This is a genomic window from Pantoea sp. 1B4 (genome assembly GCF_016925765.1).
Lineage (GTDB): Bacteria > Pseudomonadota > Gammaproteobacteria > Enterobacterales > Enterobacteriaceae > Pantoea > Pantoea agglomerans.
The window spans coordinates 283951-302280 of sequence record NZ_JAEUWZ010000005.1 but is presented as its reverse complement, the minus strand read 5'-3'; the positions used below and the strand labels follow the sequence as shown (position 1 = coordinate 302280).

Genomic DNA, 18330 nt, shown 5'->3' with positions numbered 1-18330 from the left:
CCAATATGGCAAAAGGAGTGCCTGTTTCTGGAGGGTCAGACGTCATGAAGCGCGATGCCCTTTTTAATACTGGCAATAAAATTATCACGGATTATATCCTCGTGGTTCGCGTTCCAGGCAATGCCAACTTTCCAGCTTATTGACTCACATGTTAACGGAATAATAACCAGCTCCGGCGGTGCAATATGCATAACACTGTATGGCACAAGGGCAACACCCGTGCCCGCGATGACCAGCGCGACAATAGTTTGTATATCACCACTCAATTGAGTGGATGATATGAAAAGCGCGTTGTCATGAAGAAAGCGGTCAATTTGCGCATTTAAACCCCGTCCTCGCCCGGCATGAAGTCGCAACAGAGGGCGTTTCTTCAGCCAGTCATCAGCAGGCAATGACGGTGAACTTGCAGGCGCAATCAAAACCAATCGATCGGTAAACAATGGCAGGTAATCCAGCGCTACAGGAGGCGGAACTCTGACAAAACCGATCTGGAGCTCGTCATTTTGCAAAAGTTCGTACTGCTGGAAGGAAGGAAGATCCGTCAATGACATCTCTATCCCCGGACACTCCCGACGAAATTCTGCCATATAGCGTGGTGCAAGATAAAAACTTGAGAGACCGAACCCCACGGCTAAATGCCCTTCAATCCCTTTTGAAACCCGCTCTGCATGATGCATAAATAATCGGGATTGCCTGACCACTTTTTCAGCCTCTGGCAGCAGACGCCTGCCACCGCCCGTGAGTGTGGCTCCATGTCGCCCCCCGCGTAAACAGTGACGTTTCCACCAGGGACTCAAGGAGATTAATCTGCTTGGTCAATGCAGGTTGCGAAATAAACAACGCCCGTGCCGCGTCGGCATAATTTCTTTTTTCAGCCAGCATCAAAAAGGCCTTAAGCAAGCGGATGTTCATTTTTACATTCCAAAAGGTTATCGAAACCGGAAATGTTTTGATTATACAGTTATCAGCAATGGTTATGTAATTCAGTTCCGATTACTACCGGAGAAGTACCATGAGCAACCATACATCCTTAAAAGCTGCCACCGTGCAATTTCAGCATGAGGCAAATAACAAAAATTATAATCTGCTGATAATGGAGAAATTTATTGAACAGGCAGCGATTGAGCAGGTGAAAATCCTCACATTCCCGGAAATGTGTATTACCGGCTACTGGCATGTACCCAAACTCACCTCGGCTGAGGTTACTGCTCTCGCCGAGCCGATCGAGGGGAGTCCTTCCCTTACGTTGATTCGTTCCCTGGCGATGAAACATCAAATGCTGATTGGCGCCGGGCTTATCGAAAGAGCCGATGATGGCCGCCTCTATAATGCGTATGTTGCCTGTATGCCGGACGGCTCAATGCACACTCATCGCAAACTCCACGCTTTTGAACATCCGTCAATCAGCAGCGGTGACCGCTTTACCGTTTTTGAAACGCCCTGGGGAGTAAAAGTAGGTATCCTCATTTGCTGGGACAATAATCTGGTAGAAAATGTGCGTGCAACGGCATTGCTGGGTGCAGATATTCTTCTCGCGCCACATCAGACAGGCGGTACCGATTCCCGCAGTCCTTATGCGATGAAACCCATTCCGCTGACGCTCTGGGCGGAACGGGAAACGCGAAGGGAAGAAATTACTGCTGCATTCAAAGGGGCAAATGGTCGGGAATGGCTGATGAGGTGGCTGCCCGCTCGTGCGCATGACAACGGATTATTTATTCTCTTCAGTAACGGCGTAGGTGCAGATGATGATGAGGTGCGCACCGGTAATGCAATGATCCTGGATCCCTATGGAAGAATCATTAATGAAACCTGGGCAGCGGAAGATTTTATGGTGAGCGCTGACCTTGATTTGAGTCTGCTTGCAATGAGTACCGGACGTCGCTGGATCCATGGTCGCCGTCCTGATTTATACCATATTCTGACACAACCGCAGGGCTACGAACGTGATGCGATTAGCGCCCGATTTTCTGATGAGACGCCTTAAATAGGCTCGGCGACTGAAATCATCCAGTCGCAAGAAAGATTGTCAGGGCGCGGCATCGTGAAAACCCCGCCCTGACATTAAAGCTTAAACTACACCGGCAAATCCCGGTACAACGGTTATCGTCACGGTAAAGCATGGACTTTATGGCTGGGGGGAAGATTGATGGCATAATTTCATGTAAATAAGCGTCTCTTTTTAAGCTGACAGAGGCTGAAGAGAGGCTATGAATTAAAGTTTAAGCTGCTGGCTGCTCCGTTTTGCAAGGCACTATTGGTCGTTATCAACAATCAAGTCATCACAAATATTTGTGTTGTTAGAGCAGAAAAATGAGGAGAGTCAGCAAGCTTGCTAACGCTATGCCGCTTTTAACTTGTGTAAGATCATGCCGGATATCAGTTTTGTGCGCTGAATAACGCAGGTAGCGTGCCTGATCATTAAATCCGCTCTATGCGAAATTGATAATCAGTCACTGGGCATCCCGGCAGCGATAGACTACTCAGAGATTTTCTTAATAGGATAACTAACGAGTGGTTTGATCTCTTTAAGCACAAACATACTCTGCATTTCTTTAATTCCTGGCAATCTGCGTACCACTGACATTGCAAAATCAGCATAGGAGTCCAGATCTGAAGCCACAACCTGTAGCAGAAAGTCAGCATCCCCACCGATGCTATAACAGGCAACCACATCCTCCAGGGCAGTCACTTCCTCTTCAAATTTCCTGGCCTCCGCTTCGCTATGGCTGTCAATGACGACCCGAATGAAAACCATTACTCCCAGCCCAATTTTCTTGCGGTCAAGAACAGCACGATAGCCCTGAATCACTTTATCTTCCTCGAGCTTACGAACTTTGCGCCAGCAGGGAGATGCTGAAATGTTTATCTTCTCCGCCAGCACCTGGTTAGTTACCCGGGCATCGTCCTGTAAAATTTCGAGAATTTTCATATCTGTCGAGCTAAGCATCATAAGGGGAAATTCCTTTCGTTATGGAGGCGGCTTAGAGTTACTTTTACCTAAAAAAAAGGCATTAAGTAAATAATATAGGTAACAATTTTCCGCTTTCCTCCTGCATAATATCTTTACTTTTCCAGCCTGTTATTACAAACAATATAAGGAAAAACTGAACCCTGATTTAATGCATATGATTCAATTTAATTTAAAGAATGCCGGGAGCCGATCATCTCCTGAAGAGAGGATCAGATAGAACACTGCGCGCACATGAAAATTAAACTTGTCATCTGCGTAGTTAAATTAATGCAGTAATATCCGCCATGCAATAATTGAACATCCACCTTCAACGTTAAACCAACTGATAAAAAGGATGCATATCTTTAACCCTTAATTAAGATTTTTATATGACAACCATCGTTCAGAACCAGGCATTTTTGAACAACTAACGCTGTTCCCTTTTACCGAAGTGCATTTCAACAGGAATAACTATGTCAGGAACTACTGAAATACTATCTTATATTGCTGCACTCGGTTTAGCTGCTGCAATTCCGGGTCCGGGGATGACTGCATTAGTCGCTCGCAGCGTGAGTGGGGGGCGCAATAACAGGCTTTACGATGCTGGCCGGTCTCATTCTCGGAGATTTGATTTATTTATCTGTGGCGGTATTTGGTCTGGCGGTGATCGCTCATACCTATACCTCTCTCTTTACGCTGATTAACTGGGCTGCCTCACTCTTTTTATGCCTGCTGGCATGGCAGTTCTGGTGCCACCAGCCTCAGGCAATAAATATCGATCAAAAAGCGACAAAACGAGAACTGGCATCAGCCTGGTTTTCAGGACTGACCATAACGCTGGGCAACCCTAAAACCATCGCTTTCTATCTGGCTATACTGCCTCTGGTTATCTCTCTCGATAATGTATCTTTTCAGATGTGGGGAGGACTGCTGGTTCCGCTTACCGTGTTAGTCCTTTTGAGTGTGGGAGCCGTTTTTATTTTTGCAGCCCTCAGAATACGCCATCTCCTGACCAGCGCTAAAGCGCAACGACTCCTTTTCCGTTCAGCCGGTACCATCATGATGCTGGCCGCGGCTGGAATGGTGGTAAAGACTCTTTAGCGTTCATTACCACCTCCTCTGCCTCAGGAAAAGGGGGCCGGTCTCGTGGTCTTGATAGAAAATGATCAAGCTCTGGCCTGTTTATCAGGCAATAAGCAATAAATAGTAAAAGTGATTCCAGCCAGAAAAGCCTGAGCGTCAAAAGCAGCTATCTTCTGATAGCTGCTTTTTTTGCCTTTCAGATATCCCATTTTTTACTGCTTATGTTCCTGCTTCAACGTTTCCTGACTATCCACCCAGGGCGCATTAGCGGCTAACCCTGTACTTCACATCTATAATTCAGTGACTCAGGCCCATGCGCCCGATCCGGCTAGCCGATTAATCAGTTTGGGGGTGGCTGGACGTCGTAGTGTCAGCCATACATCGATATTCACTCCCCTGATGATGCCGGCCGGATTTAAGACGCTCATCATTTACAGAAATAAGGATGCCTCATGATCTTTTCTCTCAAAAATCAGGTTGCGCTGGTTACCGGTGCCAGCTCGGGTCTCGGCTATGCCTGCGCAGAAGCACTCGCTAAAGAAGGGGCCTGTGTAGTGATTAACTACCATAGCCAGGCGGAACCGGCCGAGGAGCTGGCTGAGAAAATCCGCGCCGATGGAGGCCGTGCAATTGCTGTCAAAGGAGACGTGTCTAAAGAGGCGGATGTAGAGAATCTTTTTTGACCAGACGATCAGGGAATTTGGCAGGCTGGATATCCTGGTGGCGAACTCAGGACTGCAGAAAGATGCCCCGTCCATTGAGATGACGCTAGAGGACTGGAATACCGTTCTGGACGTGAACCTGACTGGCCAGTTCCTCTGCGCGCGCGCTGCGCTGCGGCAGTTCAAGCGGCAGGAGCATCGCCAGGATATCAGCAAAGCTGTCGGTAAGATTATTCATATGAGTTCGGTTCACCAGCTCATTCCCTGGGCCGGACACGTCAACTATGCCGCATCAAAAGGCGGCGTTGACTTGCTGATGAAAACGCTGGCTCAGGAAGTGGGTGAAGAACGTATTCGTGTCAATGCAGTGGCACCCGGCGCTATCGCTACCGCCATCAACGAGGAAAGCACCCAGGGTGAAGCGGGCAAAGCGCTGTTAAAGCTCATTCCTTATGGACGTATCGGTGCGGCTGAAGATGTGGCGAATGCCGTCGTCTGGCTTGCCAGTGATCTCTCTGATTACGTTCATGGCACCACGCTTTTTATCGATGGTGGAATGAGCCTTTATCCCGGATTCCGCGACAACGGCTGAGTGATGCGTCCCTGTTCCAGGTGAGTGGCCGACTGATTGATAGCGCGTTGATGGAAATGGTATCCGGAACGGGAAGTCCGGATTACGCATTCCCGTCGTTCATAATAAAACTCCAGCGGGCTGGTGCGTTCAGTCCAGGCCGCAACGATTTTAGTAAGGTTGAACGGCAAGAGCATCGATTCAATCTTTACAGGCATCCGGGCTGATCAGACGCGTACGGCAGACCTCCAGAATTTCATCAGCAAGCCCGGAATTATCCGGGCAGGCACGCGAAAGCATCAGGGCACCCACAAGCTGCGCGAGCGTATTGATGAGATCCGCACGCGTGACCTGTTCCGTTTCTAAAACGGCAAGCTGTCGTTCAATTCCGGCCGCAAAGGTCTCGCGGATGGATTCAGACTGGCGCGCTGCATCGGTGCCCAGGGCCGACATGACACACCCCTTTGCCATATCATCGCGATGCTGGCGGGAAAGGTAATATTCAACGAACTTTTCCCGACTCACACCCTGAGTTTTTTCCGCCGATTGCGCGAAGCCGCAGTTCATCGCTTCGGCTAACAAATCGGCTTTCGACCCAAAGTGCTTATAGAACCCGCCATGCGTTAACCCTGCGGCTGACATCAGTTCAGCGACGCCTACCCCATCGTAACCCCGCTCACGAAAAAGTTCTGACGCCGTTTCAACGATTCGGTTCCTGTTTTCGCGAACCTGCTCTTTTGACACTTTCATCTTTTCCTCCTGAAACTGAGCTTAAGTATACATTGATGATGATCATAATCAAACCAGTTGACTTTAATGATTACGATCATCATCATTAAATCAGTTTACTGACCCGCTAATCCGCAAAGGAATAACCATGACGAATCAATCCTTATTTCAGCCCTATGAACTGGGATCTGTCACGCTTGCGAATCGCATCGTGATGGCTCCGCTGACACGTAACCGGGCAGGCGCAGGCCTGGTGCCAGGTGAACTGGCAGCGACTTACTACGCTCAGCGTGCCACAGCAGGGTTACTGATTACCGAGGCCACCCAGATTTCAGCAGAGGCGCAGGGCTATCAGGATACGCCGGGGATCTACACACAGGCCCAGATTGAGGGCTGGCGTAAAGTCACAGACGCAGTCCATGCCAAAGGCGGACGGATATTTGTGCAGTTGTGGCACACAGGTCGAATTTCACATGTCGATTTACAGCCAGAGGGTGCCGCACCAGGCGCGCCGTCAGCTATCCGTGCTGAAACCAAAACCTTCGTGAACAACCATTTTGTTGATGTTTCAGAACCCAGAGCGCTTGAGCTGAAGGAAATAAAAGGCATTGTTGCCGATTTCAGAAAGGCATCAGCCAATGCCATTACCGCAGGTTTTGATGGCGTAGAGATACACGGTGCGAATGGCTATCTGCTTGAGCAGTTCCTGAAAGATGGTGCCAATCAGCGCACCGATGAATATGGCGGTTCAGTTGAGAATCGTGCGCGTCTGCTATTAGAGGTCGTGGAGGCCGTGAAAGATGAGATCGGCGCAGCGCGGACGGGCGTTCGCATCTCACCGGTCTCACCTGCTAATGCGATTTCATGCAGCGATCCGCAGCCACAATATGACTACCTGGCAGAGCAACTTGATGCTTCAGGTATCGTTTATCTGCATGTTGTTGAAGGCGCGACGGGAGGTCCCCGTGATGTCTCACCGTTCGATTACACTTCGCTGCGTCGCCGCTTTAAAAACACTTACATCGGTAACAATGGCTATGACCTGGCGCTGGCGTCTGACCATCTTGCACAGGACAAAGCCGATTTGTTCGCATTCGGTCGCCCCTTCATTTCTAACCCCGATTTTGTCGAAAGACTTAAGTCGGGAGCACCTCTGGCCCCGCTTAATCCTGAAACACTGTATGGCGGAGGTGCGGAGGGCTACACCGACTATCCATCGCTTAGCGGTAACAGTTAATCACTCTTCAGGTATCACGGTTAACCCTGCATCGCTAACAGCGATTTTTATCAAACAAATGAAGAAGATAAAATTATGACTCGTACTTCAGTCCTCATTACAGGCGCATCAACGGGTATTGGTGCTGTTTACGCTGAGCGCTTTGCACGTCGTGGACATGACCTTGTTCTGGTTGCTCGCGACAAATTGAAATTAGAGGCGCTTGCTGAACGGCTGCGACAGGAAAATCATATTTCCGTCGATGTGCTGCCTGCCGACCTCACGCTGGCGAGTGATTTAGCTGCTGTTGAAGCACGCCTCCGGGAAGACACGCGGATAGGCACTCTTATCAATAACGCAGGTATCGCTCAATCCGGCACGTTTACCGAGCAGACGCCTGATTCCATTGAACGCCTTATCGCGCTTAACGTCACTGCCCTGACGAGACTGGCCACTGCTGCAGCACACCGGTTCGCAGAAGCCGGAGAAGGTTCGATCGTCAATATCAGTTCCGTAGTCGGACTCGCCCCGGAATTTGCAATGACGGTTTACGGCGCAACAAAAGCCTTTGTTCTTTTCCTCTCTCAGGGAATGAACGTTGAGCTCTCTTCAAAAGGCATTTATATCCAGGCGGTGCTCCCTGCAGGTACGTACACCGAAATCTGGGATCGTGCCGGTATCGACATCAGTAACGCCTCAAAAATGATGGAAGTGGGCGAACTGGTTGACGCCGCTCTGACGGGTTTTGACCGCCGCGAGCACGTGACGATTCCGCCATTACATAAAGCTGATCGCTGGGATGTTCTTGATGCCTCCCGTCAGGGCCTGCTCTCGGACATCAGACAAGAAGAGGCCGCAGAGCGATACAAAACCCTTTAGCTAAGCCCTGCTCAGCAGAACCTTTTACAGGGTTCTGCTGAGCGGTAAATCGACCATGAATGTCTTAATGGCGGCATGAGCATATTAACCGGCAAAACCTTATTCCATTATTTATTACGTTGCTCCCCGGAGCCGCTTTTTTGCTCAGCAACAGAGGCACCTGAAAGTACGTCAGTGCTAAACATCAGAGGATAAACACCAAATGAAAACCAGGACGATGCGAGCCTTTACGTTTAAACGCTACGGGAAGTCACCTGAGCTGGGATTTGAAAATGTAGATTACCCTTCCCCCCGGTGCCGATGAAATCCTGGTAAAAGTCTATGCCGTTGGTCTGAATCCCATTGATAACATGATCCCCGGCGGAATTTTCAAACCGATTCTGCATTTTAAACTTCCGGCGACGCTGGGCAGTGATTTGTCAGGCGTGGTGATTGCAACAGGAAGTCGGGTGACACGTTTCAAGCCGGGCGATGAAGTCTTCGCCTGCATTTTCGACAGGGGAACAGGTTCACTCGCCGATTTTGCATGCGTTCCTGAACGTCTCGCGGCTATTAAGCCTGAAAATCTGGATTTCATTGAGGCTGCTTCGTTGCCGATGGTTAGCCTCACCGCCTGGCAGGCGTTTACAGAGAGAGCACATCTGCGGGCAGGACAAAAAGTGTTTATTCCGGCAGGTTCGGGAGGAATTGGCACTATTGCGATTCAGCTGGCGAAACATCTTGGCGCCAGGGTAGCGACGACGACCAGTTCAGCCAACGTAGAGTGGGTGAGTCGGCTGGGCGCAGAAGAAGTGGTCGACTATAAAAAGCAGGAATTTGAAACCGTGCTGAGTGGCTACGATCTCGTACTCGGCACGCTGCGGGGGGGATTCCATTGAAAAATCCATGCAGATTCTTAAACCTGGTGGAAAGATTGTTTCTCTGGTCGGTCCATTAGACGTTAATTTCGCGCGAGCCCGGCAGCTGAATATCTTGCTGCGGATGATTTTTGCCCTGATGAGTCGCAAAATTATGCGCCTTTCAAAAAAGCGCGGTCTGGATTATTCATTTCTCTTTGTGCGTCCTGATGGCGATCAACTCACCCAAATCGGCAAACTTATTGAAGCAGGACATATCAAACCGGTAATCGACAGGGTGTTCCCATTTGCAGATACAAAAGATGCCCTGGCTTACCTTGAACAGGGACATGCAAAGGGTAAAGTCGTGGTTGAAATTCATCAGGAATAACAACCAGATCTGACGTGGGAAATAGTCATTAACTCAGGCGGTAGCACCTGAAGCCAGGATGCCTGACCTGCTAACTAAGCATCTGCTTCCCAGACCCCGCTGTCGTTATGCACTCTGTGGTAATGTTAACGTCACACGGTTTTTGCTCTGAGGATTGCGACATGTCTCCCTTTTATCAACTCACTGCCACCAGTCTGAATGACCAGCTTATCCCGATGGCCGACTACGCTGACAAGGTGGTTCTGGTGGTTAATACCGCCAGCCATTGTGGATTCACGCCACAGTACACAGGTCTTGAATTGCTCTATAAAAAGTACGCCGCGCAGGGCCTGGTGGTGCTGGGTTTTCCCTGCAACCAGTTCGGAAAGCAGGAACCCGGCGGTGCCGAAGAAATCGCGCAGACATGCCACATCAACTATGGTGTGAGTTTTCCGATGTTCGGGAAAGTTGAGGTCAATGGCACCTCAACGCACCCGATTTTCCGTTACCTGAAAGATGAATTACCCGGCGTGCTGGGTGGTCGTATTAAGTGGAACTTCACTAAGTTCCTGATCGGGCGCGACGGAAAACCGATCAAACGCTTTGCCCCGACCACCACCCCGGAGAAAATGGAATCCGCCATTCTTGCTGCTCTTTAAGTGAGGTGTTTTACCATCTCACTGTCAATGACGGGATTACCAGTAAACTGTTTCTTCCCGCCCCATCTGGCAGCGCCTGTTACTCATCGACGTCTGTTCAGGGCCAGAAGCGGACGTTACTCACTGTGAGAAGCAGAACGCATAGCAGCGCTATGCCCGGTTTTGTCAGTCAGTCCGGATATAACCGCCAGAATCAGCGCTATAATCGAGAGTATCGCGCCTGCCCAGTCAGGCGACTGAAGACCAAAGCCGGCCGCTATAACTGCCCCTCCCAGCCATGCACCCAGGGCATTACCGAGATTGAAGAGGCCTATGTTAACGGCTGCAGCCAGCGTCGGAGCCCCTGCCGCCCGCGCTTTGTCCATCACCAGTTTCTGGATGGGGGACACGGTCGCAAACCCAAACGCAGCCATCAGAAAAATACATACCGCTGACATGACCTGGCTGTGGGCTGTAAAGTTAAATACCAGCAGGACTACGGCCTGAGCGGCCAGGGTGACGTAAAGCATCGGCATAAGCGCGCGATCGGCATATCTGCCGCCCAGCTGATTACCGACAAATAGCCCCAGACCGAACAGCAGCATCAGCCATGCCAGGCTGCTTTCGCTGTATCCAGCCAGCCCGATCATCATGGGTGCGATATAGGTAATGGAGGTAAAAAATGCACCCGGCCCAAAGACCGTTATGCCCATCGCCAGCAGAACATTGACGTTGCGGAAGGCATTAAACTCGTGTGCGAAATTATGGTTCTCCGGACGGGGCTGATGCGGGATAAGCATACCGACGCTGATAACCGTAACAACTCCAATTGCGGCAATAACCATAAAAGCATCTCGCCAGGAAAGATGCTGCCCGATCCAGGTACCGACGGGAACACCAATAAGATTTGCTACGGTCAGTCCCATGAACATGAATGCAATCGCCCTTACCCGCTTAGACGGCGCAACCATATCGGCAGCAATGATCGAACCAATACCAAAGAAGGCGCCGTGAGTCAGAGACGTGATGATCCTGCCCAGAATGGCAATTCCCAGCGTGGGCGCAAAGGCCGTAACGAGGTTACCCGCCACAAACAGCAGCATCAGGAAAACCAGCATGGCTTTTCGGGGCACTTTTGAGCCCAGAATAATCAGGGCCGGCGCGCCGACAAAAACACCCAGCGCATAAGCCGTTGCCAGATTTCCGGCCACGGGAATAGTAACGTTGAAATCAGCGGCAATAACGGGAAGCAGGCCGGCAATGATGAATTCAGTCGTACCGATACCGAATGCACCAATCGCCAGCGCCCAGAGAGCAAGTGGCATAACAAATATCCTGTCAGTTAACCTATTTTTTTGTCTGAGCTGCGCATAACACGTGCCGGCTTTCGTTTAGAGAACCGGCACATGACACGGTGATGGCAGCAGGACAGACAGGATATAAGCTTGCTTAGAGTTGATAAACAGCCCTGAAATCGCCTGAGAGGTGACAAAAATTCTACTTAAGAGTGCCAAAGTATCCTTTTTCGGCCTTACTCAGCAGTTCATCGACAATAAGCCTGACTTTGGGGATCAGATGCCTTGTCCGGGGCCAGACAACGTTCAGCCCGACGGGTACGGGCATATGATCGGGCATAACAGCAACAAGCCTGCCCTCATCAATATGGCTGTTCACCATCGATTCCGGAAACTGGGCAATACCTGCTCCTGCGAGGCAGGCCTGAAGCATGGCGTCTCCGTCGCTTATCTGGTGTGCCGAGGCCGAGATAAACTTTATTTCCCGCTCCCCGGCTGGCCGCAGCCGCCAGGCAAGCGGTGCCCCCCGCCGGTACCCCATAATGCAGCAGTGTTTTTTTAGCGCATCGACATCAAAGGGCTGACCATGCCGCTCAACATAAGCGGGAGATGCGCAGAGCATGAGGCGCTGCCGGCTCAGACGACGCGCAATCAGCTCATCGGTACTCTGCAGTTCGCCCAGGCGCAGTACCAGGTCAACGCCCTCCTCAACCGGATCAATCAGACGATCGTTAAAGGTCAACACCAGACGCAGGGCTGGATAACGATTCATCACTTCAAGCAGCACCGGCATCATCAGATTGCGTCCGAATGATGCTGGCATGTCTATACGCACCGTTCCGGCAGGATTGTCCTGCCGCCGGCTGAGCGTATTTTCAGCCGAGTCCAGAATTTCCAGCGCAGAGAGGCAACTGGTGAGATAGGCCTCTCCGTCACTGGTCAGGCTTAGCTTACGGGTTGAGCGGTGAAACAGCCGCGTTCCCAGCCTCTCCTCAAGCCGCGCCACGCTTTTTCCGACGGCAGATTTTGTAATGCCCAATTGCTCCGCAGCTTCAGTAAAGCTGCTGGACCTGGCCGTTGTGACAAAAGTAGTGATTCCTCGCAAGGATTCCGCTGTAAACCCGGTAGACATAAAGTTGACTCTCTGGCGACTCATAGCGTGTTTATCGATGTGTAATTCTATACCAGGCTTAAGTCAGTTCGAAAACAAAGTGCCGGCACCTGTCGGCGTATCCATCTTAAAAACACGGGGAACAGTCATGTCACAGACAAGACCTTTGAAATTTGTCTCACTGCTGGGCAGTCTTCGCGCGGAATCTTATAACGCCGTCGTAGCTCGCAATCTTAGCCTGCTGGCGCCGGCAGGCGTGGATGTCAGCGCGCTCAGCTCTGTCGGGGAAATACCACATTACGACGCTGACCTGCAGGCTCAGGGGTTTCCTGAATCGATTGTGGAAATGGGACAAGCGATAGCGGCAGCAGACGGCCTGATTATTATCACACCTGAATATAACTATTCTGTGCCGGGCGCCCTGAAAAATGCGCTGGACTGGCTTTCACGTCTTCCGGATACCCCTGTCGCCGGTAAGCCCGTCGCCATAATCACTGCGTCACCCGGTGCCATAGGTGGCGCAAGGGCGCAGTATCACCTGCGCCAGATTCTGGTCTTTCTCGACGGCAGAGTGCTTAACAAGCCAGAGGTCATGATTGGACAGGCCTCATCCCGGCTTGATCCGAAATCCGGCCGCATAACGGATGCAGACACCCGTGACCATATTTCGGCTCAGCTTAGTGCGCTCGCGACAATGGCGGCCCGCCAGGGCTGATTAATAACATCACTCACATCTGAACAACCACAGGGAGAAAACTATGTCTACCAACGTTATTCGCGGTATGGACCACGTCGGCATTACCGTTTCTGATATTGATGAGGCTACCCGCTTCTTTTCTGAAGCCTTTGGTGCAGAAGTTATTTATGACTCCGTCTCGCCTTCAGACGACGACGTAAAAGGCGAAGAAACGGAAAATATTCTGAACCTGTTCCCGGGAACGAAAATTACCACGGTCAGAATGATGAAGCTGAAGCACGGCCCGGGACTGGAACTTTTTGAAATGAAGGGGCCAGAGCAAAGTCAGCCCGTGCGACCCAGTGATTATGGCCTGCAGCATTTTGCTGTTTACGTTGATGACATCAACGAGGCTATCAGCCTGTTCGAGCAGGCTGGCGGGAAAATGTTTACTTCTCCTCAGCCCCTGATGTTTCCAACTGAGGTGGGAGAGAATAACTTTTTCTGCTACGGCCGCACGCCGTGGGGTAGCGTCATTGAACTGATTTCTTTACCTTCAAAGCTGCCGTATGAAGACCATACCTCTCTGCGCCGCTGGAAGCCCTGAGTGTAACCGGGTGCGCCAGCGCAGGCGTACCCGTAAATACTAAACGTCCGCTCCTCGCTCATAGCTGACTTGCCCACGAATAATCTCCGACTCATACCCACGTACAAGGCAGTTGCTTGCAGCTGGAGTGGCTGGTTTTCCAGGCGGCCCCTATAACGCCGCCCCGGCACGTATCACATACATGTCCGGGAGGGCCCACTTCTGGTTTCACTATGAATGTTGACACCTGCAACATCCTGCTCCCAAGAGTGTGAAAATCATCCCTGAAACCGATTAAGGTTCACAAGTTGTCGCAGCATCTCGATATGAATCGGTTTATCATTAAGCGCCGGTATGTAAGTAAACGATGTACCACCCGCATGCATAAAAATCTCCCTGTTCTGCTCATCAAGCTCCTCAAGCGTTTCTAAACAGTCTGATGCAAACCCCGGGCTGATTACCTGCAGGCTTTTTATTCCTTCATTCGGTAGATTTTTAATTGTCTCATCAGTAAAAGGCGTTAACCATGGCTCTCTGCCGAATCTTGACTGGAACGTCATCAATATTTTCAATGACGGCATATTGATTGCTTCAATGAGTAATTTTGTCGTTAACTCACATCTTTCCTGGTATCGGTCCCCCCTCTTTGACAAACCTTACCGGTATACCATGATATGAAATTAACAATGCATCTGGAACGCCGTTAGCTTCGAAAGATGCCTGAACGGATGCTCTTAACGCTTCAATGTAGGCAGGGTGATCGGCATAGTCATTGATGAAATTTATGGAGGGTGTATACCGGTTCTTCATTATCTGCAGGTGACGGCTCACGCTATCCCAAACAGAAGAAACGGTCGAAGATGAAAACTGGGGATACAAAGGAATGACGATAATTTTATCGACGCCTTTTTCCAGTAGCCTGTCAATTGCACCACCTATACTGGGCTCGCCATAACTCATCCCCAGCTCGACGGGCATACCTGTCACTTCTTCAAGCGCACGGGCTTGCCTGACGCTGTAAACCATGAGAGGGGAGCCTTCCTCCATCCAAATCGAAGAATATAATTTCGCCACTCGCCTTGCACGTAATGGGATAATCACGCCATGTAGAATGGGGCACCAAATGATTCTTGGTAAGTCGACCACTCTGTAGTCATGCAGAAATTTAGATAAAAATTTCTTTACCGCAACAGGCGTTGGTTCTTTTGGTGTTCCAAGGTTAACAATCAAAACACCCTGTTTATTCGTCATCAGGTGGGACCCTCAAAGCCATTGTCACTAACTCACTCATGCCAGTCACTCCGTAGCAGCTTGTCTTAAAGGCCTCAATTTGACCTCATTTTGTAGAAATAATTGAAATGCAGATTGACTGTTTCACGACTTATGATGCTATGAGTCTGATTGCAGCCATCGTTTTTACTCAATGATCATGATTTTAGGACAAATCATCAGTGAAAACATTACTTTCTCTATCGTCAGATTTAACCGGTGCGGAGCTACGCGACGTCATTATTGAAGTCGGCGTGTGGAGGAGTTAGCTGGAGGAGGTGAGAAAACCGCATCTGGATGCCCGCGTAGATGCATGCCTTAGGCTTGATCTTTTTATGCGTATAAGTGATGAAGGCGACTGACCTGCTCCCTGTTAATTCTTACAGAACGCTTTTAGCAATGTCCGTTACTCGCTCATAACGGACCTAAGCCTGCAGTAAGTCCGCTGTGTGCCAGAATCGGACGCTTGCTTTCACGGCTTACACGGTTGCTTACCACGATATCGCATCGCACTTACTGAATTCAGTATTTGGAACAATGAGCGCCATATGGTTTTCTGCCATGCACTGTTTAAAAACTTGCTCTTTGTAACGTCCCACCTGTAAACCCAGCATGGTGCCGGACCGTTCCGCTGCGTTTTTTTCAACGTAATAGCCACAAAATTCCTTAAAGTTGTGGGGATTATCGCTATAAGTCACCGACCATCTCAGCTGAGCTTCAGCTGATTCATCTGACCGATGCTGAGGTGCCGCTTTTGCTGTTGTAGAGACAGAAAAGAGTGGATTGCCCAGTAATTTCTGTGCAAAGCGTTGGTTTTCACCGGTTATATGGCCGGTTTTACACAGCTGCAAATAGGCCTGCGAAAGGCGTTGCTCTTCAGCATCGGCAGCATGAGTGCATTCCTCCAGAACTTGTTCATTGGTCTTAGCCGGTTTTTTTTCAGTGGATATCCAGTAACTATTTTTAAAGTCCGGAACCGTGCCTTCAGTGCTGCCAAAAGGGCAAAGTGCACTGGCGCAACCCAGTAAAAGCATTGGCACGCACGTCAACGTCAGAACACGTAGCACGGAAAAGGCTTTAAGACTGCTTTTGTTCATTTTATTTTCACTTTAGTCAGCTGCAGATATGGGGTCTGAACAATGCCATTTTTTAGTGTACATAGTGCAGATGATACTCGGTCTGCTGCACAAGGTATTCTAAACTCAGTGTTTCTGGTGCTGTACTCATCGGCTGGCCACAAGTCTAAAAATTACTCATTTTCATTGGAAGCAAATCCTTATTATATTTTCCACACCATGCTGCCTGACATACCCCTTGGTGGTCCGCTTTTCGCTCAAAACGAACATCAATAGAGTTGCATATCACGGAACCGGCAGAAGCACTCATCCTTTCCCAATGGAGATGCATACACTCACTCAGGCGTAATCTTTCATAAGAAATAAAGTTTCTGATAAGCGAACCGATAAAAGCTATGCCTGTCGGTATGATTGCCTCTGTCACTGACAGCGTTTGTGCTTTTAGAAGTGGTTCCCGGCTTTGCTTCCCCTGTGCCGGGATTTTTTATTTCTGTCACCAGACCTGCCGGAGAAACACCGGTTTAATCTTCAAAAAATCATCACAGCATGAATAGGTAAGTGCATCGATATGCATTCCCTGTAGTCCAACATTTTGCGCAAGCCGCATACAGCAATAACCCCCAACTGCCTCTGAATGACCCTACAAAAATAAAAGATAAGCATTAATCCACATGTAAAGCTCTATTAATTAAACGTTATTTCAGCTAGGAACCTTATGAACAACATCAGAATCGGCACGCGGCTTGGCGCTGCGTTTGCCTTCATCCTTCTTCTTCTGGTTATCGTTGCGTTTACCGGATTTACCCGCATTCAGTCTCTGGGAGAGACGGCGGATACGCTTGCAGGCAGCCGCTATCAGAAGGCCTCGACTGCAACCAATCTGCGTTACTATTCAACTGACCTTAGCCGGCTGGTCCGTAACGTTGTCCTGGCGGATGCACCTGACCGGAAGGCCGTCTTTAAAAAAGATTATGACAGGGTACATGATAAAATTACCGCTACGGTTGATCAGGTTGATGCCCTGCTGAAGGCACCCAAAAGCCGGGAGCTGATTGCGCAAATCAGGAGCACCGGCAGTCAGTATCTTGCCTTTTCTGATGACGTTGTCGCGCTGGGAATGGCAGGCAAGCGGGACGAGGCCGCACAACTTCTTCTTGGTCCGCGCTACCAGACCCAGGTTGACTATCTGAAAACTATTGCAGACCTGGTATCTTTTCAGGAACAACAGATGCAAACGGCGCGTAATGCTGCTGAAGATGAACAACATGCGGCCACCATTCTGCTGACTTCGCTGAGTGCTGCCGCAATTCTGCTTGCCGTCGCCGCAGCCTGGCTCATCACCCGCAGCATTGCCCGCCCACTGAGCATAACGCTTGCCGCCGCACAACGCATCGCACGCGGAGACCTGAGTCAGGCCGTCCCTGTCAGCGGACGGGATGAAACCGGTATGCTGCTCACCGCAGTTGCTGAGATGCAGGACTCGCTGGCGCAGACGGTCAGCACAGTACGCCGGAATGCCGAAAGCGTTGCCGCAGCCAGCCTGCAGATTGCGCAGGGGAACACAGACCTGTCTCAGCGCACCGAGGAGCAGGCCTGTGCACTGGAGCAGACCGCTGCTACCATGAGCGAGCTCAGCGTCACAGTCAAAAACAATGCCGACAATGCCCGTCAGGCGGCACAGCTTGCTGTTAACGTGAGAGAGGTCGCCCGTCAGGGCAGCGAGGTGACTTCCGACATTTTCGGAACCATGAAATCTATCGGCGAAAGTTCTGGCCGGATTGCGGACATCACATCGGTGATTGACAGCATTGCCTTCCAGACCAACATACTGGCCCTTAATGCGGCGGTAGAGGCGGCGCGTGCGGGTGAGCAGGGGCGTGGTTTTGCCGTCGTCGCCGGTGAGGTGCGCACGCTGGCTAGCCGCAGCGCCACAGCAGCCGGTGAGATCCGTCAGCTGATTGAGGCAAACTCTGCAAGCGTAAGTGCAGGCAGCACCCTGGCGAGCCGGTCTGTGACCACGATGGCGGATATAGTGTCATCGGTCGGTCAGTTAAGTGATACCGTTGAGGAAATTACTGCTGCAAGTGCCGAACAGGCCCGCGGTATTGAGCAGGTCGGCATCGCCGTAACGGAGATGGATGGTGTGACGCAGCAGAATGCGTCACTGGTCGAGGAATCAGCTTCAGCCTCGCAGAGCCTGCGCGAACAGGCATCCCTGCTGCTGCAGTCGGTGTCGGTGTTCACGCTTGCTGCAGTCTCTCATCCTGCAGCCACCCGGCATGCAATTGTATCTGTACCAGCCGTAGTGAAGAAAGATGCGCCTGCTGATACAGACGGAAACTGGACGACCTTCTGATATCTGGCTGCGTCCTGCAGAGCG

At 50.5% G+C, this 18330-nt stretch carries 13 protein-coding genes and 5 pseudogenes; 10 read left to right on the top strand and 8 right to left on the bottom strand.

What is annotated here, in order from left to right:
- Positions 1–35: 35 nt before the first annotated feature.
- A pseudogene (locus JNO11_RS23020) lies at positions 36–912 on the bottom strand (LysR family transcriptional regulator).
- 100 nt (positions 913–1012) lie between these two features.
- Here JNO11_RS23020 and JNO11_RS23015 point away from each other — a divergent pair.
- Entirely contained in the window at positions 1013–1987 is a 975-nt protein-coding gene (locus tag JNO11_RS23015) for a nitrilase family protein (protein ID WP_325177996.1), read from the top strand.
- 492 nt (positions 1988–2479) lie between these two features.
- Here JNO11_RS23015 and JNO11_RS23010 read toward each other — a convergent pair whose 3' ends face one another.
- Entirely contained in the window at positions 2480–2953 is a 474-nt protein-coding gene (locus tag JNO11_RS23010; protein WP_033768618.1) for an Lrp/AsnC family transcriptional regulator, read from the bottom strand.
- A gap of 473 nt (positions 2954–3426) precedes the next feature.
- Here JNO11_RS23010 and JNO11_RS23005 point away from each other — a divergent pair.
- A pseudogene (locus tag JNO11_RS23005) lies at positions 3427–4054 on the top strand (LysE family translocator).
- A 65-nt stretch (positions 4055–4119) separates the two neighbouring features.
- Here JNO11_RS23005 and JNO11_RS23000 read toward each other — a convergent pair.
- On the bottom strand, positions 4120–4245 hold the full coding sequence (locus JNO11_RS23000; protein ID WP_325177995.1) for a hypothetical protein: 126 nt from the start codon (positions 4243–4245) through the stop codon (positions 4120–4122).
- 243 nt (positions 4246–4488) lie between these two features.
- Here JNO11_RS23000 and JNO11_RS22990 point away from each other — a divergent pair.
- Positions 4489–5290: pseudogene (locus JNO11_RS22990) on the top strand (SDR family oxidoreductase).
- A gap of 180 nt (positions 5291–5470) precedes the next feature.
- Here JNO11_RS22990 and JNO11_RS22985 read toward each other — a convergent pair.
- The gene (locus JNO11_RS22985; protein WP_010670684.1) at positions 5471–6019 is read right to left on the bottom strand and encodes a TetR/AcrR family transcriptional regulator; all 549 of its coding nucleotides are present in this window, start codon (positions 6017–6019) and stop codon (positions 5471–5473) included.
- A 127-nt stretch (positions 6020–6146) separates the two neighbouring features.
- Here JNO11_RS22985 and JNO11_RS22980 point away from each other — a divergent pair, with 127 nt between their 5' ends.
- The 4 genes and pseudogenes from JNO11_RS22980 (at position 6147) to JNO11_RS22965 (ending at position 9958) form a co-directional block, all read left to right on the top strand.
- Positions 6147–7235 carry an alkene reductase gene (locus tag JNO11_RS22980; RefSeq protein WP_325177992.1) on the top strand — a complete coding sequence of 363 codons (1089 nt, stop codon included), beginning with the start codon at positions 6147–6149 and terminating at the stop codon, positions 7233–7235.
- 75 nt (positions 7236–7310) lie between these two features.
- Positions 7311–8093, top strand: coding sequence for an SDR family oxidoreductase (locus JNO11_RS22975; protein ID WP_325177991.1), 783 nt, complete (start codon positions 7311–7313; stop codon positions 8091–8093).
- 202 nt (positions 8094–8295) lie between these two features.
- Positions 8296–9320 (top strand): annotated as a pseudogene (locus JNO11_RS22970) (NADP-dependent oxidoreductase).
- Between the two features lie 161 nt (positions 9321–9481).
- A complete protein-coding gene (locus tag JNO11_RS22965) occupies positions 9482–9958 on the top strand; it encodes a glutathione peroxidase (RefSeq protein WP_050679441.1) in 477 nt (158 codons plus the stop codon).
- Between the two features lie 116 nt (positions 9959–10074).
- Here JNO11_RS22965 and JNO11_RS22960 read toward each other — a convergent pair whose 3' ends face one another.
- Both JNO11_RS22960 and JNO11_RS22955 read right to left on the bottom strand, forming a co-directional pair.
- Complete coding sequence (locus tag JNO11_RS22960; RefSeq protein ID WP_325177990.1) at positions 10075–11262, bottom strand: MFS transporter; 1188 nt, start codon at positions 11260–11262, stop codon at positions 10075–10077.
- Positions 11263–11434: 172 nt separating this feature from the next.
- A complete protein-coding gene (locus tag JNO11_RS22955; protein WP_163794266.1) occupies positions 11435–12364 on the bottom strand; it encodes a LysR family transcriptional regulator in 930 nt (309 codons plus the stop codon).
- 127 nt (positions 12365–12491) lie between these two features.
- Between JNO11_RS22955 and JNO11_RS22950 the strand changes: the two genes are divergently transcribed.
- Together JNO11_RS22950 and JNO11_RS22945 are read left to right on the top strand one after the other, a co-directional pair.
- Positions 12492–13058, top strand: a complete 567-nt coding sequence (locus tag JNO11_RS22950; protein ID WP_325177989.1) for an NAD(P)H-dependent oxidoreductase — start codon at positions 12492–12494, stop codon at positions 13056–13058.
- Between the two features lie 43 nt (positions 13059–13101).
- Positions 13102–13626, top strand: coding sequence for a VOC family protein (locus JNO11_RS22945; protein ID WP_111534335.1), 525 nt, complete (start codon positions 13102–13104; stop codon positions 13624–13626).
- A gap of 257 nt (positions 13627–13883) precedes the next feature.
- On the opposite strand, the pseudogene hemH reads toward JNO11_RS22945, so the two are convergent.
- Both hemH and JNO11_RS22935 read right to left on the bottom strand, forming a co-directional pair.
- A pseudogene (gene hemH / locus JNO11_RS22940) lies at positions 13884–14856 on the bottom strand (ferrochelatase).
- A 509-nt stretch (positions 14857–15365) separates the two neighbouring features.
- Positions 15366–15971 (bottom strand): hypothetical protein, encoded by a 606-nt coding sequence (locus JNO11_RS22935; RefSeq protein WP_187494835.1) that lies wholly within the window; start codon positions 15969–15971, stop codon positions 15366–15368.
- 694 nt (positions 15972–16665) lie between these two features.
- Between JNO11_RS22935 and JNO11_RS22930 the strand changes: the two genes are divergently transcribed.
- Positions 16666–18306: a methyl-accepting chemotaxis protein gene (locus tag JNO11_RS22930; RefSeq protein ID WP_325177988.1), complete on the top strand. Its 1641-nt coding sequence runs from the start codon at positions 16666–16668 to the stop codon at positions 18304–18306.
- Positions 18307–18330: the final 24 nt, after the last annotated feature.